Source organism: Alcanivorax sp. IL2 (assembly GCF_047495475.1).
Taxonomy (GTDB): Bacteria; Pseudomonadota; Gammaproteobacteria; order Pseudomonadales; family Alcanivoracaceae; genus Alcanivorax.
Map to the genome: position 1 here is coordinate 2,191,623 of NZ_CP179932.1, position 22,153 is coordinate 2,213,775.

Consider the following 22,153-nt stretch of genomic DNA (forward strand, 5'->3'; position numbering starts at 1 on the left):
AGGGTCAGGAGTTTCCGTTGTTCTTGTCGTCGAGTTCTTTGATGAGGGTTTCCTGCAGCTCCTGACACAGGGCCGGGTCGGAAACCGGGTCACCATCGAGATCGGTAATGAAAAAGACGTCTTCCACGCGCTCGCCGAGGGTGGCAATGCGGGCATTCTGCACCAGCAACTCAAAGCGCATGAAGATGCGGCCGATGTGGGCGAGCAGGCCGGGGCGATCCAGGGTCTGGATATCCACGGCGGTGCGGTCGTTGACGATATCGTTGCTGATCAGTACCTGGGTGGGCACGTCGAAATGTTTGTGTCGACGAGGCATACGTCTGCTCACCGTGGAGGAGAAGCGTTCTGGATGCTTCAGGGTCTCGGTGAGCGTCTTGCGAATCTGCTCGATACGCGGCCAGTCCTCGCCAATGGGCGTGCCATTCTCGTCCAGTACGATGTAGGTATCCAGGCTGAAGCCGTCGGCACTGGTAATGATGCGCGCGTCCATGATGGTCAGGCCCAGGGTGTCCAGGGCGTTCACCGTGGCGCTGAACAGATTGCGGGTGTCCGGGGTGTAGATGAATATCTGCGAGCCGCCGGCCAGCACGCTTTGGCTGGATTCGCGGATCAGCACCAGGGGGTCTTCCGGGTCATCCCGGTCCAGCAGGGCTTCGGTATGCCAAGAGATATCCCGGGGTGTTTCGCGCAGGAAGTATTCGTCGCCGATATTGGCCCACAGGTTTTCGATTGCCCTGGGGTCGTGGTCCCGCTCGGTGAGCATTTTCATTGCCGCATCGCGGGTTTCGTCGATCCAGTCCTGTTTTTCCACCGGGTTGTTGAGGCCCCGGCGCAGGGCACGCTTGGTCTCCGTGTAGAGCTGACGCAGCAGGGAGGCGCGCCAGGAATTCCACAGGGTGGGGTTGGTGGCGTTGATGTCGGCGACGGTGAGCACGTAGAGATAATCCAGGTGCACCAGATCGCCCACCTTGCGGGCAAATTCGTAGACCACGTCCGGGTCGGAGATGTCCTTGCGCTGGGCCGTCACGCTCATCATCAGGTGGCTTCTCACCAGCCAGGCCACCAGTTTGCCGTCCCAGGCGGTGAGCCCGTGACGCTGGCAGAAGGCAATGGCGTCTTCCGCGCCCAGTTCGGAATGGTCGCCGCCACGGCCTTTGGCGATGTCGTGGTAAAGACCGGCGGCATAGAGCAGTTCCGGCTTGGGTAGGCGATAGAACACCTCGCTGGCCAAGGGGAATTCCTCGCGCAGGTCTTCATAGCGCAGCCGGCGCATGTTCTTGATTACCAGCAGGGTATGCGCATCCACGGTGTAGATGTGGAACAGGTCGTATTGCATCATGCCGATGATGCCGCCGAACTCTGGCAGGTATTTGCCGAGGATGCCGTAGCGTTTCATGCGCCGCAGCTGCGAGAACAGGGCGTGGGGGCTGCGCAGCAACTGCATGAACAGGCCGGTGTTTTCCGGGTCGTTGCGGAAGGCCTCGTTGATCTGTCGACGATTGTAGATCAGCGCGCGAACCGTAGAGGCACGAATCCCTTTAAGCTCCGGGTTCTGGGCCATCAGCACAAAGGCTTCCAGCAGGGCGCTGGGGTGTTTCTCGAAGACTTGCGGGCTGGTCACTTCCAGGTAGTCATTGCGGACCTGGAAGCGGCGGTTGAGTGGGCGCACCTGATCCGGCTTCTCGTTGTGCAGGATCACCTCATCGAACAGCTGCAGCAGCATCTCGTTGAGTACCGACAGGGCCAGCGCCACCCGGTAGAAGCCTTTCATGAAATGTTCTACCGCCAGATTGGCACTGGAATCCTCGTGGCCCAGGCGGGTGGCGAGCTGGCGCTGATGATCGAATAGCAGCCGGTTTTCGTTGCGCTCGGTATGCACATGCAATTGCCAGCGCACCTCCCAGAGATAATCCAGGCACTTGCGCAGCACGCCGTATTCTTCAGCGGTGAGAAAGCCCACATCCACCAGGGCTTCCAGGCTGTCGGCATTGAAGTGGCGTTTGGCCACCCAGGCGATCATCTGCACATCGCGCAGGCCACCGGGGGCATTCTTCAGATCCGGTTCCAGATTGTATTCGGTGTCATTGAAGCGTTTGTGGCGGGCTACCTGTTCCTGCCACTTGGCGGCGAAGAAGGCGGCGGAGTCCCACATGTGCTCGGGGCCGGTGCGCTCTTCCAGTTGTAGGCGAAGGGTGTCGCTGCCACCCAGGGTGCGCGCTTCCATGATATTGGTGGCAACGGTGATGTCTTCCCGGGCCAGATCCACGCATTCATCCAGAGTGCGCACCGCATGGCCGATTTCCAGGCCCATATCCCACAGGAAGGCGACGAAACGCTCCAGGCAGTCGCGCAGGGTCTGATCCGGACTGTCAGCCATCAACACCAGCACGTCCACATCAGAACAGGGGTGAAGCTCGGCCCGGCCATAGCCGCCCACGGCTACCAGTGCCACGCCATCCCGGTCGGTGAGTCCGAACAGGGACCAGGCTGCAATCATTACCTGGTCCACCAGATCGGCCCGCGCGCGGACCAGTTCGGTAATGTCGGTGGAGGCAAAGGCCAGGTTGAGGCGCTCCTGACCCTGCTCAAGATACTGGCGGGCATACTGGCCCGGTTGGGCGCTTTCCTGGAGGGCCTCAAACAGTTGTTCCTGGGGCAGGGCAGGGGAGAAGGTCATGAATGTCCTGTGGTGGTGTTGCGGGCATGCCAGTCACCGTTACGGTGACTGGCAGGAAACCGGTTGGCGGCCCGTGTCAGTACAAATCGGTCTCTTCGCTGCGGGCGGTGAGAACTTCGTAACCATCGGCGGTTACCGCGATGGTGTGCTCCCACTGAGCAGACAATTTGCGATCCTTGGTGACCACGGTCCAGTTGTCCGGCAGCAGCTTGTTGGCGGCCTTGCCGGCATTGATCATGGGTTCAATGGTGAACACCATACCTTCCTGTAATTCAAGACCCGTGCCAGGCTTGCCGTAATGCACCACCTGGGGCTCTTCATGGAAGCCCTCGCCGATACCATGGCCGCAGTATTCGCGTACCACCGAGAAGCGTTCACCCTCGGCCATTTTCTGGATGCGGTGGCCGATATCACCCAGACGGACACCGGGTTTGACCATTCTGATGCCGGCCATCATGCATTCGCGGGTGGTTTCTACCAGCCGGCGGGCCAGTACCGAGGGCTCTCCCACATAAAACATCTTGGAGGTATCGCCGTGCCAGCCATCCTTGATCACGGTGACGTCGATATTGACGATGTCGCCGTTCTTGAGGGCTTTGCGGTCATTGGGAATGCCATGGCAGACCACGTGGTTCACTGAGGTGCAGACAGATTTCGGGAACGGAATGCGACCCGGCGCGCCGCCATAACCCAGGCAGGCGGGGATGGCCTGCTGCTTGTTGACGATATGATCGTGGCAGATGCGGTCCAGTTCCTCGGTGGTGACCCCCGCCTTGACGTGCTCGCCGATCATCTCCAGGACTTCAGCGGCCAGTTTGCCCGCTTCGCGCATTTTGGCGATCTGTTCGGGGGTTTTGATGACAACATTCATGAGACTTGAGGAAACTCCAGCTATTTCAGTGGGTTGAGCGGGCGAGAGGCGGTGCTCTCTGTGCCGGCAATGCGCCTTTGGCGTTGCCCGCAAAGGGCGTGTGTGGTATAAAGCGCGCGCTTTCCCGCTCACTGTCGGCCCTGTGGCAACAAGTGCCGCATTGTAACCGCCGTTGGGTGGGGAAGGAAATCACACATGCCCCGTCACATAGCTCCGGGTGCTGGTATTCCTGTTTAAGGGTGCTGGTTGGGTTTATGCGGGGGCGTGGAGGCCTAACCCAAAGTGGAGTATTAACAATGTCCAGCGTAACTATGCGCGATATGCTGAAGGCCGGTGTGCACTTCGGCCACCAGACCCGTTACTGGAACCCGAAGATGAACGCTTACATCTTTGGCGCCCGTAACAAGATTCACATCATCAACCTGGAAAAGACCCTGCCTCTGTTCAACGACGCCATGGCGTTCCTGAACAAGCTGGCTGCCAGCAACAACAAGATCCTGTTTGTTGGTACCAAGCGTGCAGCGCAGAAAGCGGTGAGCGAAGAAGCTCAGCGTTGCGGTATGCCCTTCGTTGATCACCGTTGGTTGGGCGGCATGCTCACCAACTGGAAAACCATCCGTCAGTCCATCAAGCGGTATCGCGAGCTGGAAGCCCAGTTCCAGGACGGTACCTTTGACAAGCTGACCAAGAAAGAAGCCCTGATGCGCAAGCGTGAGATGGACAAGCTTGAGCGTTCCATCGGTGGTATCAAGGACATGGGCGGCCTGCCCGATGCCCTGTTCGTGATCGACGTGGATCACGAAGACATTGCCCTGCAGGAAGCCCGCAAGCTGGGTATTCCGGTTGTAGCGGTAGTGGACACCAACTCCAACCCGGATGGCGTGGATTACGTGATCCCGGGTAACGACGACGCCATCCGTGCGATTCAGCTGTACGTGAAAGCGGCGGCCGACACCATCCTGGAAGGCAAGCAGTACGCCCAGAACCAGACCGGTGGTGAAAGCGAATTCGTCGAGGTAGCCGACGAGGCCGAAGGCGAGAAAGCCGAAGGTTGATCCGTCGAGGCAGGCCCCCTGCGGCCTGCCTGTATTAACTTACCAAATTGAGAGGATAATCATGGCTGCTGTAACTGCTGCAATGGTTAAGGAGCTTCGCGAGCGTACCGGTCTTGGCATGATGGAGTGCAAGAAGGCGCTGGTGGAAGCGGATGGCGATATCGAAAAAGCCATTGATGATATGCGTAAGTCCGGTCAGGCCAAAGCGGCCAAGAAAGCCGGTCGTACCGCCGCGGAAGGCGGTGTCGTGGTTGCGACCAACGAGGCCAACACCGTGGCTGTCATGGTGGAAATCAACTCTGAAACCGATTTCGTTGCTCGTGATGACAACTTCCTGGGTTTCTGTGACAAAGTCGCTGGCGCAGCTCTGGCTGCTGGCGAAACTGACGCCGCCAAAATTGGCGAGCTGAAGCTCGAAGATGGCTCCACCGTTGAAGAGGCGCGTCAGGCGCTGGTTCAGAAGATCGGTGAGAACATCCAGATCCGTCGTGCGGCCAAGCTGGAAGCAGAAGGCGCCATCGGCGCTTACGTCCATGGCGGTCGTATCGGTGTACTGGTGGCCCTGAAGGGCGGCGATGCCGAGCTGGGTAAAGATGTGGCCATGCATGTGGCTGCGGTTAACCCGATGGTGATCAGCGGTGATCAGGTTCCGGCTGAAGTGCTGGAAAAAGAGAAAGAGATCATCCGTGCCCAGCCTGATATGGAAGGCAAGCCGGCTGAGATCGTCGAGAAGATGCTCGGCGGCCGGATCAACAAGTACCTGAAAGAGGTTAGCTTGCTGGATCAGCCGTTCGTGAAGGACCCCAATACCTCTGTAGGTGCCCTGGTGAAGGGTGCTGGCGCCGAGATCGTCGCTTTCGAGCGTCTGGTTGTGGGCGAAGGTATTGAGAAAGAAGAAGTCGATTTTGCTGCCGAGGTACAGGCTGCGGCCAAAGGCTGAGGTTGAGCACTATCGATGACCAAAGAACGCCTTGCTGGCGAGATCAGCAGGGCGTTTTTTTCGCCTGTTGACAGGCTGTTACGGGCGATTCAGGGAAAAGCGCTTGCAACCATCGTGCGGGGCGGTACTGTGCTAGCAGACCTTATACCGACGCGGGATGAGCGCAGCGTAAAGGCCGGACTGGCAGCAGCTGCCAGGCCGGTAACAGTGTAAAAGCGGGTATTCATGGGTGGCGCTTTCTTATGAGTGGTGGAGAACAAGACATGCCGACGAACAAGGAGCGCTCGCCGCGCTATAACCGGATTCTGCTCAAGCTGAGCGGTGAAGCGCTGGCGGGTGACGAGGGCTTCGGGATTGATCCCAAAGTACTGGATGCGATTTCCCTGGAAATCGGTCAGCTCGTCGGTATCGGGGTCCAGGTAGGCCTGGTAGTGGGTGGTGGTAATCTGTTCCGCGGCGCGGCGTTGCAAAGCGCTGGTCTGGACCGGGTGGCAGGTGACCATATGGGCATGCTGGCGACGGTGATGAACGGCCTGGCGCTGCGTGATGCACTGGAGCGGTCCAATATCCGCACTCGCCTGATGTCGGCGATCCCCATGAGCGGGGTGGTGGAGCATTATGATCACCGTAATGCAAATCGCCATCTCAAGAATGGAGAAGTGGTGATCTTCTGTGCCGGCACCGGCAACCCCTTCTTTACCACCGATTCTGCGGCCTGTCTGCGCGGTATCGAGATCAGTGCCGATGTGGTTCTCAAGGCCACCAAGGTGGATGGGGTCTATAGTGATGATCCGCAGAAAAATCCGGCGGCCATCAAGTATGACACCTTGACCTATGACGAGGTGCTGGATAAAAAGCTTGGAGTCATGGATCTGACGGCTATCTGTCTGTGCCGCGATCACTCCATGCCTCTGCGTGTGTTTGATATGAACAAGAAGGGTGCGCTGCTGAACCTGATGTTGGGTGGCAGCGAAGGGACCCTGGTAGAGGCCGGTTAATCCCCGGCTGACGCTGTTGGAAGTTTTTTGTTGTCCGCCCTGCGGACGTTGCATAACAAGGGTCTGGTTGGCCTCTCGAGGCTTTCCAGGCTCTGCTGAAAAGAAAGGCGAGGAATAACGGTGATTGACGATATTCGCAAAGATGCGGAATCCCGCATGAAGAAGAGCCTGGCTGCGCTGGATACCGCGCTGAAACGTGTGCGCACCGGTCGTGCCCACCCCAGTCTGCTGGACAATATAACGGTAGATTACTACGGCGCGGCGACCCCGCTGCAGCAGTTGGGCAACATCTCCGTGGAAGAGGGGCGCACCCTGACCATCTCTCCCTTTGACAAGAGCCTGATTCCGCAGATCGAGCGGGCCATCATGACCTCTGACCTGGGCCTGAACCCCTCTACCTCTGGCAGCATGATCCGGTTGCCACTGCCTCCGCTGACGGAAGAAACCCGTCGGGATCTGGTCAAGGTGGTTCGGGCTGAAGCCGAGCAGGCACGGGTATCTGTGCGTAGCGTTCGCCGTGATGCCAACAATGACCTGAAGGAACTGCTCAAGGAAAAGGAAATTTCCGAAGATGAAGAGCGTCGCGGCGAAGAGCTGATCCAGCAGCTCACCGACAAGATGGTGGTGGAAGTGGATCGCGTGCTGAAAGAGAAAGAAGAGGAATTGATGACCGTTTAATACAACCGGTCATCGTTCACGGATGCGGGCTGTGACCTGAAGCCAAGGATTCAGGTGTGCGTCAGCCCGCTTTTTGTTATTTGGCGGATGCAGTATGGCCAGCGAAAACATCCACTCCAGTGCCCCGGATATCGATTCCCATCAAGGCGAACTCCCCCGGCATGTGGCCATTATCATGGACGGCAACAATCGCTGGGCCCGCAAGCAGGGGCTGCCGGGGGAAGAAGGGCATCGTGCCGGTGAAGCCACGGTGCAGACTATTATCCGCAGTGCGGCTGAGCGGGGTATCGAAGCGCTGACCCTGTTTGCCTTCAGCTCGGAGAATTGGCGTCGCCCCCAAGGGGAAGTGGACCACCTGATGGCGTTGTTCCTCAAGGCCCTGGGCGGTCGAGTGGAAGAGCTGCATGGCCACGGTGTGCGTATCCGCTTTATCGGTGATCGCAGTGCTTTTGCCGAGGACCTGCAGAAGGGCATGGCAGAAGCCGAGGCGCTGACCGGTGATAACCCTCGCATGACGGTGGTCATCGCGGTGAATTACGGTGGTCAGTGGGATATTGCCCAGGCGGCCCGTCAGCTGGCGATTCAGGTGGAGCAGGGCAGCATCACGTCCGACCAAATCACGGCCGAAGCCCTTGGGCAGCATGTGGCCATGGCCGATCTACCTCTGCCCGACCTGCTGATCCGCACTGGTGGCGACCAGCGCATCAGCAACTTTCTGCTGTGGCAACTGGCCTACAGCGAACTGTTTTTTTCCCCGTTGTTATGGCCTGATTTCGATGCGGACGCCTTTGCTGCCGCCTTGCAGGATTATGCCGGCCGCCAGCGTCGTTTTGGACGCTCTGGTGAAGAAGTGGCCGGATTGAAAGGAGAATAAGAATGTTGAAACTGCGCGTGATTACAGCGCTGATCCTGCTGCCCATTGTGTTGGGCGCCGTCTTCGGGCTTGGCCGATTGCCGTTTGCTCTGGTGGCCGGTGTGTTCTTCCTGATGGCCGGCTGGGAATGGGCGGCCATGATGGGAAAGGTGTCAGCCGCGGTTCGTAGCGGTTGGGTCATCGGTCTTGGTGTGGTGATGGCCCTGGCAGAGATCTATCGCCCTGCCTGGTTACTCAATGCTATTCCTGTCTGGTGGTTGCTGGCCCTGATTCTGGTTATCGGTTACCCGGGCAATGCCCGTGTCTGGTACCGCCCGGCCCTTATGGCTCTGGTCGGGTTGCTGTTGCTGGTGCCTTCCTGGGCAGCAATCGTACAACTCCAGGACGAGGGTGCGCTGGGTCTGGCGGGCCCGTGGGCACTGATGTTCATCCTGCTCTGGGTGTGGGCCGCGGATACCGGCGCCTATTTTGCCGGCCGAGCCTTCGGTAAACACAAGCTGGCGCCACTGGTCAGCCCCGGCAAGACCATTGAAGGACTTGCCGGTGGTGTGGCGTTGGCGTTGGCAGTGGTGGCGGGTGTCTATGCGGCCGGTCTTCTCGATGCCAAGTTGCTGCCACTGATGATTGTGGCCCTGCTGACGGTGCTGGCATCCGCTTTGGGTGATCTGTTCGAGAGCATGGTGAAGCGTGAGCGCGGCTTCAAGGACAGTGGCACCATCCTGCCCGGCCATGGCGGCATGCTGGACCGCATCGACAGTGTGACTGCGGCCCTGCCCATTGCTCTGGCCGGTTTCAACTGGTTTTCCCTGCCGGGAGGCAGTCTGTGACACCCTCTGCCAGACAGCGTCTGACTATTCTTGGTGCCACTGGCAGTATCGGCCAGCAGACCCTGGATGTGGTGGGCCGACATCCGGAACGCTATGAGGTGTTTGCCCTCACGGCCAGTTCCCGCTGGCAGCTGATGGCCGAGCTGTGCCAGACAGTCCAGCCGCGTTTTGCCGCCATGTCTGACCCGGCAGCGGCGGCGGCGCTCAGGAACCATCTGGCCGAGGCCGGGTCTCAAGTTGAAGTATTGTCCGGGCCCACGGCTCTGGCGGATCTGGCGGCCCATCCCGATGCGGATACGGTGGTTGCCGCCATCGTCGGGGCGGCTGGGGTCAGGCCCACCCTGGCGGCGGTGGAGGCCGGCAAGCGAGTGTTGTTGGCCAACAAGGAAGCCTTGGTGGTCACCGGCTCATTGTTTATGGATGCGGTAAAGCGTCACGGAGCCACGCTGCTGCCACTGGATTCCGAACACAACGCCATCTTCCAGTGTTTGCCGGATGAGGGCGTTAATGCCGGTGTGGAGCGTCTGTTGCTGACGGCCTCCGGCGGTCCGTTCCGTGAATTCAGTGCCGCCGAGCTTGCGGCGGTGACGCCGGCGCAGGCAGTGAAGCATCCAAACTGGGACATGGGCCCAAAGATTTCGGTGGATTCCGCCACCCTGATGAACAAGGGCCTGGAATTCATTGAAGCCTGCTGGTTGTTCGACGTGTCCCCGGACATGATCGATGTGGTGGTGCATCCGCAGAGCGTGGTGCATTCCATGGTGGCCTACCGGGACGGCTCGGTGCTGGCTCAACTGGGTACACCGGATATGAGAACACCCATTGCCTGCGGTTTGTCGTGGCCAGAGCGGGTGGAATCCGGCGCCCAGCGCCTGGATTTTTCTGCCCTCATCGGACTGAATTTCGAGGCGCCGGATCTGCAGCGTTTTCCCTGCCTGGGATTGGCGAGGAATGCCATGCGCGCCGGAGGCACAGCCACGGCAGTATTGAATGCGGCCAACGAAGAAGCTGTTGCCGCTTTCCTGGCTGGCAGGCTGGACTTTATGGGCATCCCGGCGGTCGTGGAACTGACACTGGAAAAGCAGGCTTCACCCGCCTGTACGGATGTGGATGCTGTGATGGAAATCGACCGCCAGGCTCGTGAAATGGCCTGCCGACTGATCAAGGAACGCGAATGCTGACGCTTCTGGCTTTTGTAGTCACCATCGTCATTATTGTGGCCTTCCATGAGTGGGGTCACTTTTTGGCCATGCGTGCTTTTGGCGTTCGTGTGCTGACTTTTTCTGTGGGCTTTGGCCCCAAGCTGTTCCGGTTTACTGACAAAAAAGGGACTGAATGGGTCGTCAGCGGGATCCCTCTGGGTGGCTACGTGAAGCCACTGGATGCTCGTGAAGATGAAACTGCCGAAGGTGATCCGGGCGAGTTTTCCAGCAAACCGGCCTGGCAACGGGTGATTACCTATGCCGCTGGCCCGGTATTCAATTTTATTCTAGCCCTGCTCATTTATTGGCTGCTGATGGTCGGCTTCGGCCAGAGTCGCATGCAGGCGGTGGTGGGGCCGGTGGCAGCGGGGACGGTGGCGGAACAGGCCGGCTTTGCCCCTGGAGATCGCATTCTGGAGGCGGGTGGTACCGCTGTTGAGGGCTGGCGTCCTTTCTACAACGAATTAATCCTGCATCTGGGAGAAAAGGAAAAACTTCCGGTGACAGTAGCCACCGCATCCGGTGATACGGCGGTGCGCGAGCTGGATACGTCGCCCTGGTCTGCGGACCTGGAAAAGCTGCCACTGGATGCACTTGGCATCAGTCAGGCGGTGTTGATTGGCGAGGTTGTCGGGGGTAGTGCTGCAGATCAGGCCGGCTTGCTGGTCGGTGATCAGGTGATAGCACTGGACGGCGAGCCGCTCAGCGGCTGGCAGGCCTGGCAGGAAACCATCATGGCGTCTGCAGGGCAGACTCTGGAGCTCACTGTGCTGCGAGACGGGGCAGTACGGCGTTTTGCTGTCACCCCGGAAACAGTGACAGAAGGAGAGCGGAGTTTCGGCCGTATCGGCGTAGCCATGGGCGGAATTTACCAGCAGCAATTCGGCCCGGGCGGTGCCATTGTGGCGGCCTCCGAACGTTTTGTGGAACAGAGCGAAGTGGTCTGGGCAAGCCTGGTAAAATTGGTGACTGGCAAGTTGTCCCTGGATAATCTGGGCGGCCCCATTACCATTGCGCAGGTGGCTGGGGAGAGTGCTTCCTATGGCATTGCCAGTTTTCTGGCGCTGCTGGCCTATCTGAGCATCACACTCGGTATTATCAATCTGCTCCCGGTACCCATGCTGGACGGCGGCTGGATTTTCTTTGGAATCATTGAAATGATTCGCGGTCGCAGTTTACCGGAGCGGTTTCTTATGGCCGCGCAAGGAGTAGGGCTGACGCTAGTGATCAGCTTTATGCTACTGGCCATTTACAACGACTTGGTGAAGCAGTTTTCATGATATTTGGGGACAAACTAAACCGCCCCCTGAAGGGCCTGTTGGCGGTAGCCTGCCTGTGTCTGGCACCTTGGGTGAACGCGGAATCCTTGGTGCCGTTCAAGGTGCACGATGTACGTGTGGAAGGGCTTCAGCGCCTGCCGGTGGAGCGGGTCTATGCGGAATTGCCGATTCAGGCAGGTGACACGGTGGACCGCGATCAGATCGTTGATGCGGTTCAGCGTCTGTTTGCCACTGGCAACTTCGAGGATGTTCAGCTGGGTCGCGATGGCGATGATCTGGTAGTGGTGGTCGCGGAGCGTCCCAGCATTGCCCGCATCGAACTATCAGGCAACAAGTCCATCGACGAGGAAAACCTGCGCAAGGGGCTAACCGAAGCCGGTCTTGCCGAAGGCGAGGTGTTCCAGCGCTCCACATTGCAGGCGATCGCCGGTGAGCTGGAGCGCCAATACGTCAGCCAGGGTCGTTATGGTGCCGATATCAAGACCGAATCGGTGCCGCTGCCTCGTAATCGGGTCGGACTCAAGATCGAGATTTACGAAGGCAAGGCCGCTCGTATTCGCGATATCAATATCGTCGGCAACGATCTGTTCGATGACGAGGAACTGCTGAAAGATTTCGAACTGAATTCCACCGGCTTCTGGTCGTTCATCAAGGGTGATGACAAATACTCCCGGCAGAAACTGAGCGGTGACCTGGAGCGGTTGCGCTCCTATTACCTTGATCGTGGCTACATCAATTTTTCTATCGAATCCACCCAGGTGTCCGTGACTCCGGACCGTCGCAGCGTGTTTATCACGGTCAATGTGGCGGAAGGTGAGCAGTACACCGTCAATGAAGTGAGCCTGGCAGGTGATTTGGTGGTGGGCGAGGAGCAGCTCGAGCCCCTCTTGATCGTCAAAAAAGGGCAGGTGTTCAGCCAGCAGTTGGTGACCTACACCAATGATCTGCTCAAGCGCCGTCTTGGCAATGAGGGTTATACCTTTGCCGAGGTCAACGGCCGTGACCACAACGCCAACGATGAAGACAACACCGTCGACGTGACGTTCTATGTGGAGCCTGGGCGCAAGGTATACGTGCGCCGTATCAACTTCAGCGGTAACGCTAAAACCGATGATGAAGTGCTGCGTCGTGAGCTTCGCCAGTTTGAACAGGCGCCAGCGAATACCTCCCTGGTGGACCTGTCTCGGCAGCGCTTGCAGCGTCTGGGCTACTTCAGTGTGGTGGAAGCTGACACTCCCCGTGTGCCGAACTCCGAAGACCTGGTAGATGTGGAATACAAGGTGGAAGAGCAGCCTTCTGGCTCCATCGGCGCCAATGTGGGTTTCTCCGATGCCTCCGGGTTTATCTTTGGTGCCAATGTCACCCAGAACAACTGGCGTGGCTCCGGTAACCGGGTGTCTTTTGCACTGAGCCGTTCGGATATCCGCGATTCCTACAGCTTTTCCCATTACAACCCGTACTACACCCTGGACGGTGTGAGCCGTGGTTTCAGCCTGTTCTATTCCAAAATTGATTTTGATGAAACCTCGGTAGCCTCCTACGCGGCCGATCGTCTGGGTGGCTCGGTGACCTTCGGTTATCCGATTTCTGAATATTCACGGCTGAGTTTCGGTGGCACCTATGAGCAAACCGATATCACCACCGGTGATTTCGTTGCCGTGGATATTTTCAACTTCCTGGAGAAGGAAGGTACCGAGTTTAACGAGTACAAGCTCAATGCCTCCTTGCAGACCAGCACGCTGAACAGAGGTGTGTTGCCGGATCGCGGTTGGTCCAGCAGCCTTGGCTTGGAAGTTGCCGTCCCCGGCTCGGACTATGGCTTCTATAAACTGAATTGGAACGGCCAGAAATATTTCCCGATCACTCAGCGATGGACATTGCGTACCCGGGCAGATGTGGCTTACGGGGATGGTTACGGTGACGATGCCGTATTGCCGTTCTTCGAGAACTATTACTCCGGTGGCATCGGTTCGGTGCGGGGCTATGAATCGCGTTCCCTGGGCCCGCGCTCTGAAGGGCTGGCGTTTTTCCTCAACGGCACCCGTGACCCGGACCCGGATCCCATCGGTGGCAACTTGCTCACCGAGGCCAGCCTGGAGCTGATCTTCCCGACGCCGTTTGCGCCGGAATCCCGAAGCGTGCGAACCTTCCTGTTCGCCGATGCGGGCAACGTGTTTGAAACCGAACGCAGTGACATTGTGGCCGACTTCGAAGCTACAGACCTGCGTACTTCCGTGGGGGTAGGCCTGACCTGGCTGACAGCGATTGGCCCGCTCAGTTTCAACCTCGCCAAGGCACTGAATGACCAGTCCGGCGATGATACGGAAGTTTTCCAATTTTCTCTGGGACAGACTTTTTAGGAGTTTAATAATGATGAAAAAATGGATTGCTGTTTTTGCTGTAATGTTGCCGGCACTCGCCATGGCTGAAAGTCGTGTGGGCGTGATTGACCCCATCGGTGCGCTGCAGGCTGCTGACAACGTGAAATCCCGCATGAGTGCACTGGAAAAAGAGCTGGGTGCCGATGAGCAGCGTCTCAACAGCCTGCGTCAGGAAGTGGGAAAGATGCAGGAAAAAATGCAGAAAGAAGGCATGACCATGTCTTCCGAGCAGCAAGAGCAGATGCAGACCGAAGGTCAGCAGAAAATGATCGAGATCCAGAGCCTGCAGCGCAAACTGCAAAAGCGTGCCAACGATGCCCAGCGTGAACTGCTGCAGGAAATGGAGCCGAAGCTGCAAAGTGCCGTTGCCGAAGTGGCCAAGAAAGAAAACCTGGATCTGGTTGTCAGCGCCCAGGCAGTGATTTACACCAAGCCGGATCTGGATATCACTGAAGCGGTAACCAAACAACTGAACAAGATGAAGTAATGCTGACTCTCGGTGAACTGGCCCGGCAGCTGGACGCCGAGCTGGTCGGAGATCCCGACCAGCCGGTGGACGGTCTGGGTACAATACAATCTGCCACGGACAGCCAGCTGACCTTTCTGGCGAATCCCCGATATCGCAGCTTCCTGGAGCAGACGCGGGCTGCTGCGGTGCTGATCCCCGAGTCCCAGCGGGAGTTCTGCCCGGTGGCTGCGTTGATCGTGAAAGATCCGTATCTGAGTTTTGCCAGGGCCAGTGCCTTTTTCGAAACCGCGCCGGTAGCAACCCCGGGCATTCATCCCTCTGCCGTGGTGGATCCGCAGGCCCGGATTGCCGATTCCGCCTCCATCGGCCCCAATGCGGTGGTCGATGCCGGTGTAACGGTAGGCGAGGGGGCCGTGATCATGGCCAATTCCGTGGTGGGCGCCGGTTCGGTGATCGGGGATCAGTGCAAGATCTGGCCAAATGTTACAATTTATCATGGTGTGACACTGGGCCCGCGCACTATCATACATGCCAATTGCGTGATTGGCGGCGATGGTTTCGGCTTCGCCTTCAATGGCGGCGGCTGGACCAAGCTGCATCAAGTCGGCGGTGTCATCATCGGCGCAGATGTGGAAATCGGCGCCGGTACCACCGTGGATCGGGGTGCCATTGAAGACACTGTGATTGGTGATGGTGTGATTCTGGATAATCAGATCCAGGTTGCCCACAACGTGGTGATCGGGAACCATACGGCTATCGCGGGTAAAGCCGGTATTGCCGGTTCTGCCAAAATCGGCGCCTACTGCTTGATCGGCGGGGCTGCCGGGATTGCCGGGCATATCGAAGTCTGTGACAAGGTGCAGATACTGGCCATGTCACTGGTGTCGAGTTCCATCAAAGAGCCTGGTACTTATGGCTCAGCGTTACCCGTGGATACCCAGAGTCGCTATCGTCGAAATGTGGCTCGCTTCCGAAATCTTGATGATCTGGCTCGCCGTGTGCGCAAACTGGAACGTTCAAGCGATTAACGACCGCGTATTGCGGCACTTGCCTGTGTGGAACACATGATGATGGATATTCAGGCGGTCAGGGAATACCTGCCGCACCGTTACCCTTTTTTGCTGATTGACCGTGTTCTTGATGTGGAGCCCGGCAAGCGCATTGAAGCGATCAAGAACGTGAGCATTAACGAGCCCTTCTTTAATGGTCATTTTCCCCATGAACCGATCATGCCGGGTGTGCTGATCATCGAGGCCATGGCTCAGGCGGCGGGAATCCTCGGTTTTGTTACCGAGAACAAGAAACCTGGCGACGGTTTTATCTATTTGCTGGTTGGCACTGACCGCGCGCGCTTCAAGCGTCGTGTGGTGCCGGGTGACACGCTGCACCTTAGTGCCGAGTTCATCATGACCAAACGCAACATCCTCAAGTTCGCCTGTGAGGCCAAGGTTGACGGCAAGATCGTCGCCAGTGCCGAAATGCTTGTGGCTGAACAGAAGGTCTGAGTCGGGCGGCATATGCCATAACGGTTTGGCGTATACTCCCTGTATTTACAGCAGAATAAAGCGAAAATTCCATGATACATCCGACCGCCCTTATCGATCCGGCCGCGGAGCTTGCAGAGGATGTGCAGGTCGGCCCCTATACGGTCATCGGCCCCGATGTAAAAATCGGTTCCGGTACCGTCATTGCCTCTCATGTGGTCATCAAGGGACCGACCACCATTGGCAAGAACAACCATATTTTCCAATTTGCGTCCGTGGGTGAAGACTGCCAGGACAAGAAGTACAAGGGTGAGCCAACCCGGTTGGAAATCGGTGATGACAATGTGATCCGTGAGTCGGTGACCATTCATCGCGGTACCATTCAGGACAATTCCCTGACCAGGATCGGCAGCCGTAATCTACTGATGGCCTATGTGCATGTAGCCCATGACTGCATGGTGGGTGATGATTGCATTTTCGCCAACAATGCCTCTATTGCCGGGCACGCCCATGTGGGTAATGGCGTGATTCTGGGTGGCATGACAGGGGTTCATCAGTTCTGCAAGATTGGCTCCTATGCCATGACCTCCGGTTGCTCTCTGGTACTCAAGGATATTCCCGCCTACGTGATGGTGTCCGGAAACCCGGCCCAGGCTCGCAGCATGAATTTCGAGGGTATGAAACGCCGTGGCTGGTCCAAACAGACCATCGCGTCTCTGCGTACCGCCTACAAGGTGTTGTATCGCCAGGGGCTGACCCTGGAGCAGGCTCTGGCAGAGATGGAAGCCATGGAAGCCTCCGACGAGCTGCAACTGCTTATTGATTCGCTCAAGGCATCCGAACGCGGTATCACCCGCTGAGATGGAAGCCAGCAAGGACGCTCCGCTTGTTGCCCTGATCGCCGGAGAAGCCTCCGGCGATATTCTTGGTGCAGGATTGATGCAGGGCCTGCAGGCTCGTTATCCGGGGGCCCGATTTATCGGTGTCGGTGGCGAGGAAATGGCCGCCGCTGGTCTCTCCAGCCTGTTTCCCATGGAAAAGCTCTCGGTGATGGGAATTACCGAAGTGCTGGCGCATCTGCCGGAACTGTTGCGCCTGCGCAAACAGCTAGTGAGCTTCCTGCTCGAACAGCGCCCGGATGTGGTCATCGGCATTGATTCGCCGGATTTCACTCTCCCCATCGCACGACGCCTCCACGCACAGGGTCTGAAAACCGTCCATTACGTGAGCCCTTCGGTGTGGGCGTGGCGGCAGGGCCGAATCAAGGGCATCAAGCGCAGCATCGACTTGATGCTCTGCTTGCTGCCGTTCGAAGCGCGCTTTTACGAGCAACACCAGGTGCCGGTGGCGTTTGTGGGCCACCCCCTGGCGGACCGTGTACCCCTGGAAACGGATACCCCGGCGGCGCGTACCGAGCTTGGTCTGCCGGAAAGTGCCGACATTCTGGCAGTCTTGCCAGGCAGCCGGGGCGGGGAAGTGGGGCAGCTGATGCCCGCCTTTCTGGATGCCATGCTGGCCCTGCATGCTCGGCGGCCGGATCTGCACTTTGTGATTCCCGCAGCCAATAGTGCCCGCCGTGAACAGATTCAGGCATTGCTGGATACAGCGACGGATTTGCCGGTCACCCTGGTAGACGGGCAAAGCCGTACCGTGATGGCGGCGGCAGATGTGATTCTGATGGCCTCTGGTACAGCGACCCTTGAGGGCCTGTTGGTGGGTAAACCCATGGTAGTGGGCTACCGGGTGGGTAGCATTACCTATGCCATCGCCAGTCGATTGGTGAAGAGCGAATTCGTGTCGCTGCCCAACCTGCTCTGTCGCGAACAAATGGTCCCCGAGCTGATCCAGGACGGCCTGACCACCGACGCCATTGTGCAGTCCGTGGGCCATTGGTTCGATAACCCGGATCAGGCTGATGCCCTCAAGTCCCGCTTCCGTGCCGTGCACGAACAGCTGCGTGGTGGTGCCAGTGAAAAAGCGGCGGATGCGGTCAGCCAACTGCTGGAGCGCAGCTGATGGATCCGTTTTCCGAATACGCCCTGGCCGAGCCTTTCATTCCTTCCGTGTTTCGCTGGCAGCCGGGTATGCGAGTGGCCGGTGTGGATGAGGTCGGTCGCGGTCCCTTGGTGGGAGCGGTGGTGACCGCCGCAGTGGTGCTGGATCCTGCGCGCCCGATCCCCGGTCTGGCTGACTCCAAGAAAATCAGTGAAAAGAAAAGGTTGCAGCTGGAAGTTGAGATAAAGTCTCATGCTCTGGCCTGGTCGCTGGGGCGCGCTGAACCGGAAGAAGTTGATGAGCTGAACATCTTCCATGCCACCTTGCTGGCCATGCAGCGTGCGGTACTTGCCTTGCCTCTTGACGTGCACGCCGTGCTGGTGGACGGTAACCGCGTCCCCGAGCTTGTCTGTCCGGCAGAGGCGGTGGTGAAAGGTGATGGCCGGGTGCCAGCCATTTCCGCAGCCTCCATTCTGGCCAAGGTGGCTCGCGACCGGGAAATGCAGCAGCTTCACCAGCAACATCCCCAGTATGGCTTCGATCGCCACAAGGGTTACCCAACCAAGGTGCATCTGGCCGCGCTGGAACAACATGGTGCTCTGGCTCAACACCGCCGCTCCTTTGCGCCGGTGGCCAGAATTCTCGGCGTCCATGTTTGACCTGGCACTGACCGGGGCGGCTTGCCGAAATACGTTACGAACACAGCAACACTGAGGAACACCCCATTGAGTGACCCCCGTTTTGTCCACCTGCGCCTGCACACCGATTATTCCCTGGTGGACGGGGTCGTGCGGGTCAAGGAACTGATCAAGACCTGTGCCAGCCAGGCCATCCCGGCGGTGGCCGTGACGGATGATTCCAATCTGTTCGCCATGATCAAGTTCTACTCCGCAGCCATGAATGCTGGGGTCAAGCCGTTGATGGGGGCGGATCTGTGGGTGGAAAGCGCCCATATCGAAGAGCCGGCAAAGCTGTCTTTCCTGGTACAGAACGAACAGGGCTACCAGAACCTGACCTTGCTGATCAGCCGCGCCTGGCAGACCAATCAGGACCGGGGCAGGGCTCTGGTCAAGGCAGAATGGCTGGAAGAACTCCATGAGGGGTTAATCGTGCTGTCCGCCGCCAGCCAGGGTGAAGTGGGGCAGTTGTTGCTGGCCGAAAAAACCGACCTGGCGCGCCAGCAGGCTCGCTGGCTGCAGTCTGTTTATGGTGATCGTGTCTACCTGGAAGTCCAGCGCACCTCCCGGCCGGGGGATGAAGATTGCCTGCACGCCACCGTGGCTCTGGCGGCAGAACTGGCTCTGCCAGTGGTAGCGACCAATGACGTACGGTTTATTCGCCGGGGGGATTTCGAGGCCCATGAGGCCCGCGTCTGCATCCATGATGGCAACACCCTGGAGGATCCGCGCCGGCCCAAGAAGTATTCCGAAGAGCAGTACCTGAAATCGGAAGATGAGATGGCGGCGCTGTTTTCCGATCTGCCGGAAGCGCTGGAAAACACCGTCGAAATCGCCCGTCGCTGCACCCTGGATATTCGCCTGGGCGAAAACTTCCTGCCGGACTTCCCGATCCCGGATGGCATGACCATTGAGCAATATTTCGAAAAGCTTTCCCGGGATGGCCTGGAAGACCGCCTTGCGGTGTTGCTGGACAGAAATGACCCGGAGTACCCGAGCAAGCGCAAAGACTATGACGACCGGCTCAAGTTCGAGCTGGATATCATCAACCAGATGGGCTTTCCCGGCTACTTTCTGATCGTTGCCGACTTCATCCAGTGGGGTAAGGACAACGAGGTGCCGGTTGGGCCGGGGCGGGGGTCCGGTGCCGGCTCGCTGGTGGCCTATGCCCTCAAGATTACCGATCTCGACCCCATTGGCTACGACCTGCTGTTCGAACGTTTCCTTAACCCGGAACGGGTATCCATGCCTGACTTCGATGTGGATTTCTGCATGGAGAAGCGCGACCGGGTGATCAACTACGTGGCCGACAAGTACGGCCGTGATGCGGTGAGCCAGATCATCACCTTCGGCACCATGGCGGCGAAGGCGGTGGTGCGCGACGTGGCGCGGGTGCAGGGCAAGCCTTATGGCCTGGCAGACCGGCTCTCCAAGATGATCCCGCCCACCCCGGGGATGACCCTGGAAAAGGCGTTTGAGCAGGAAGAAACCCTGCGCGAGTTTTTGGAAAGCGACGAGAACTCCGACAAGGACTCCGCCAACGAAATCTGGGAAATGGCGTTGAAACTGGAAGGCCTGACCCGGAACGTGGGCAAGCACGCCGGGGGCGTGGTGATTGCACCGGGCAAGCTGACCGACTTCGCGCCGCTCTATTGTGAGGAAGACGGCACCAACCTGGTAACCCAGTACGACAAGGACGATGTGGAATCCGCCGGGCTGGTGAAGTTCGACTTTCTCGGCCTCAAGACCCTGACCATCATTGACTGGGCGGTGAAGGCTGCCAACGTCAAACGTCAGCGGGAAGGGCTGGATGATCTCGACATCGACCATATTCCGCTGGATGATTCGCCCAGTTTCGACCTGCTCAAGAAAGGCGATACCACCGCCGTATTCCAGCTGGAAAGTCAGGGCATGAAGGAGCTGATCAAGAAGCTCAAGCCCGACGTCTTTGAAGACATCATTGCACTGGTGGCCCTGTACCGGCCGGGGCCACTGGAATCCGGCATGGTGGACAACTTCGTCAACCGTAAACACGGCCGCGAGCCGCTGGCTTACCCGGATCCGCAGTACCAGCACGAATGGCTGGAGCCGATTCTCAAGCCGTCCTACGGGGTCATCCTGTATCAGGAGCAGGTGATGCAGATCGCCCAGGAGCTGGCTGGCTACACCCTGGGTGGTGCGGACATGCTGCGTCGGGCCATGGGCAAGAAAAAGCCGGAAGAAATGGCCAAACAACGGGTCATCTTTGAAGAGGGTGCCAAGGGCAAGGGCGTTGACCCGGACCTGGCCATGAAGATCTTCGACCTGGTGGAAAAATTTGCCGGCTACGGCTTCAACAAGTCCCACTCGGCTGCCTATGCACTGGTGGCCTATCAGACCGCCTGGCTGAAGGCTCACTATCCGGCGGAATTCATGGCCGCTACCATCTCGGCCGATATGCAGAACACCGACAAGGTGGTGACCTTCATCGACGAGTGCAAGACCATGGGCTTGCAGGTGTTGCCGCCGGATGTGAACTCCTGCGGTTACCGTTTTACGGTGAACCCGGAAGGCGACATCGTTTACGGTCTGGGCGCCATCAAGGGACTGGGCGAGGGGCCTATCGAGGCCATTGTGTCCGCCCGCGCCGACGGTGGTGGCTTCAAGGACCTGTTCGATTTCTGCCGCCGTATCGACCTGAAAAAGATCAACCGTCGCTCCCTGGAAGCCATGGTGCGAGCCGGGGTGCTGGACAAGCTGGGCCCCCCTTCCTCCGACAAGCGATCCAGCTTCCATGACCGCGCCACGATCCTGGCGACCTTGCCCGATGCCATCGCCGCCGCCGACCAGGATGCCCGTAATGAGGCCGCCGGCATCATGGATATGTTCGGTGCGGTGGACGAAAGTCCAGCCACGGCCGTGGAATGGAAACCGGCCCGCTCATGGAACGACGACACTCGTCTTAACGGCGAGCGTGACACCCTGGGGCTGTTTCTCACCGGCCACCCCATTGATCAGTATGAGAGCGAAGTGCGCCAGTTCGTTTCCGCCAGGCTCAACTCGCTGCTACCCACCGGTAAAGGCGAGGCCGCAACGGTGGCCGGCCTGGTGGTGGCTTTGCGTATAACCCGCAGCAAGCGCAGCGGCGAGCGTATGGCGTTCGTCACCCTGGATGACAAGACCGGGCGTGTTGAAGTCTCCGTGTTCGGCAAGACCTTTGCTGAATACGGGGATCTTGTGCAAAAGGATGCCCTGTTGATCTTCAAGGGCGGTGTCCGTAACGATGACTATACTGGCGGTTTCAATCTCATCGCCGATGAAATCATGGACATGCGCCAGGCCCGGGAAACCTTCGCCCGGCGACTGCGTGTGGCGGTGCCGGTATCCGACGGGCTGCCCCGACGCCTGCAACAGACGCTGGCTCCGTACCAGGGAGGGAGCACCCCGGTGCTGCTGGATCTGGACCATCCCATCGCCGCTGCCAGCTTCTGGATGGGCGAGGCCTGGAAAATCAGCCCCCACGAGTCCCTGGTAGAGGAGCTGCGAGTGCAGTTCGGCGAAGATGCAGTGCGGATGGAGTATTAACAGCAGCTTCTAGCTACTAGCCTCTAGTTGCGAGCTAAAAGCTAGAAGCTGATTTATTCCCTGAAACAGTTTGCAACCTAGCCGTGGGCTTCGCGTCTCGACCTTGTCATCCGGTTACGGCTACACTTGTGCAGGCCAATTCCGGCGGGATCAGGGATGACGATTCTGCCAGCCATGCGCC

18 protein-coding genes are annotated in these 22,153 nt (G+C 58.6%); 16 read left to right on the forward strand and 2 right to left on the reverse strand.

Annotation, left to right across the window (positions count from 1 at the left end):
• Positions 1–4: 4 nt before the first annotated feature.
• Positions 5–2,677 carry a [protein-PII] uridylyltransferase gene (locus ACMG4N_RS10240; protein ID WP_414431554.1) on the reverse strand — a complete coding sequence of 891 codons (2,673 nt, stop codon included), beginning with the start codon at positions 2,675–2,677 and terminating at the stop codon, positions 5–7.
• 76 nt (positions 2,678–2,753) lie between these two features.
• On the reverse strand, positions 2,754–3,548 hold the full coding sequence (gene map, locus ACMG4N_RS10245) for a type I methionyl aminopeptidase (protein ID WP_414431555.1): 795 nt from the start codon (positions 3,546–3,548) through the stop codon (positions 2,754–2,756).
• A 296-nt stretch (positions 3,549–3,844) separates the two neighbouring features.
• Here map and rpsB point away from each other — a divergent pair, with 296 nt between their 5' ends.
• The 16 genes from rpsB (at position 3,845) to dnaE (ending at position 21,972) form a co-directional block, all read left to right on the forward strand.
• Positions 3,845–4,603 (forward strand): 30S ribosomal protein S2, encoded by a 759-nt coding sequence (rpsB, locus tag ACMG4N_RS10250; RefSeq protein WP_414431556.1) that lies wholly within the window; start codon positions 3,845–3,847, stop codon positions 4,601–4,603.
• Between the two features lie 61 nt (positions 4,604–4,664).
• Positions 4,665–5,543, forward strand: a complete 879-nt coding sequence (tsf, locus tag ACMG4N_RS10255) for a translation elongation factor Ts (RefSeq protein WP_414431557.1) — start codon at positions 4,665–4,667, stop codon at positions 5,541–5,543.
• 263 nt (positions 5,544–5,806) lie between these two features.
• Positions 5,807–6,541, forward strand: a complete 735-nt coding sequence (pyrH, locus tag ACMG4N_RS10260) for a UMP kinase (protein WP_272962864.1) — start codon at positions 5,807–5,809, stop codon at positions 6,539–6,541.
• Positions 6,542–6,661: 120 nt separating this feature from the next.
• On the forward strand, positions 6,662–7,219 hold the full coding sequence (gene frr / locus ACMG4N_RS10265; RefSeq protein WP_414431559.1) for a ribosome recycling factor: 558 nt from the start codon (positions 6,662–6,664) through the stop codon (positions 7,217–7,219).
• A 94-nt stretch (positions 7,220–7,313) separates the two neighbouring features.
• Positions 7,314–8,093 (forward strand): polyprenyl diphosphate synthase, encoded by a 780-nt coding sequence (uppS, locus tag ACMG4N_RS10270; RefSeq protein ID WP_297763251.1) that lies wholly within the window; start codon positions 7,314–7,316, stop codon positions 8,091–8,093.
• A gap of 2 nt (positions 8,094–8,095) precedes the next feature.
• Positions 8,096–8,920 (forward strand): phosphatidate cytidylyltransferase, encoded by an 825-nt coding sequence (locus ACMG4N_RS10275; protein ID WP_297763254.1) that lies wholly within the window; start codon positions 8,096–8,098, stop codon positions 8,918–8,920.
• The gene (gene ispC, locus ACMG4N_RS10280; RefSeq protein ID WP_297763257.1) at positions 8,917–10,101 is read left to right on the forward strand and encodes a 1-deoxy-D-xylulose-5-phosphate reductoisomerase; all 1,185 of its coding nucleotides are present in this window, start codon (positions 8,917–8,919) and stop codon (positions 10,099–10,101) included. The genes ACMG4N_RS10275 and ispC overlap by 4 nt, the downstream gene beginning before the upstream one ends.
• Positions 10,095–11,402 (forward strand): RIP metalloprotease RseP, encoded by a 1,308-nt coding sequence (rseP, locus tag ACMG4N_RS10285; RefSeq protein WP_414431561.1) that lies wholly within the window; start codon positions 10,095–10,097, stop codon positions 11,400–11,402. The genes ispC and rseP overlap by 7 nt, the downstream gene beginning before the upstream one ends.
• The gene (gene bamA, locus ACMG4N_RS10290) at positions 11,399–13,762 is read left to right on the forward strand and encodes an outer membrane protein assembly factor BamA (protein WP_297763263.1); all 2,364 of its coding nucleotides are present in this window, start codon (positions 11,399–11,401) and stop codon (positions 13,760–13,762) included. The genes rseP and bamA overlap by 4 nt, the downstream gene beginning before the upstream one ends.
• A gap of 10 nt (positions 13,763–13,772) precedes the next feature.
• Complete coding sequence (locus tag ACMG4N_RS10295) at positions 13,773–14,270, forward strand: OmpH family outer membrane protein (RefSeq protein ID WP_297763266.1); 498 nt, start codon at positions 13,773–13,775, stop codon at positions 14,268–14,270.
• Positions 14,270–15,280 (forward strand): UDP-3-O-(3-hydroxymyristoyl)glucosamine N-acyltransferase, encoded by a 1,011-nt coding sequence (gene lpxD, locus ACMG4N_RS10300; RefSeq protein ID WP_297763270.1) that lies wholly within the window; start codon positions 14,270–14,272, stop codon positions 15,278–15,280. Before ACMG4N_RS10295 ends, lpxD begins: the two co-directional genes overlap by 1 nt.
• Positions 15,281–15,316: 36 nt before the next feature.
• On the forward strand, positions 15,317–15,757 hold the full coding sequence (gene fabZ / locus ACMG4N_RS10305) for a 3-hydroxyacyl-ACP dehydratase FabZ (RefSeq protein WP_297763273.1): 441 nt from the start codon (positions 15,317–15,319) through the stop codon (positions 15,755–15,757).
• Between the two features lie 71 nt (positions 15,758–15,828).
• A complete protein-coding gene (lpxA, locus tag ACMG4N_RS10310; protein ID WP_297763275.1) occupies positions 15,829–16,596 on the forward strand; it encodes an acyl-ACP--UDP-N-acetylglucosamine O-acyltransferase in 768 nt (255 codons plus the stop codon).
• A 1-nt stretch (position 16,597) separates the two neighbouring features.
• On the forward strand, positions 16,598–17,752 hold the full coding sequence (lpxB, locus tag ACMG4N_RS10315; protein WP_297763278.1) for a lipid-A-disaccharide synthase: 1,155 nt from the start codon (positions 16,598–16,600) through the stop codon (positions 17,750–17,752).
• On the forward strand, positions 17,752–18,390 hold the full coding sequence (gene rnhB / locus ACMG4N_RS10320) for a ribonuclease HII (RefSeq protein ID WP_297763281.1): 639 nt from the start codon (positions 17,752–17,754) through the stop codon (positions 18,388–18,390). Before lpxB ends, rnhB begins: the two co-directional genes overlap by 1 nt.
• Positions 18,391–18,456: 66 nt before the next feature.
• Entirely contained in the window at positions 18,457–21,972 is a 3,516-nt protein-coding gene (gene dnaE, locus ACMG4N_RS10325; RefSeq protein ID WP_297763283.1) for a DNA polymerase III subunit alpha, read from the forward strand.
• Positions 21,973–22,153 lie beyond the last annotated feature (181 nt).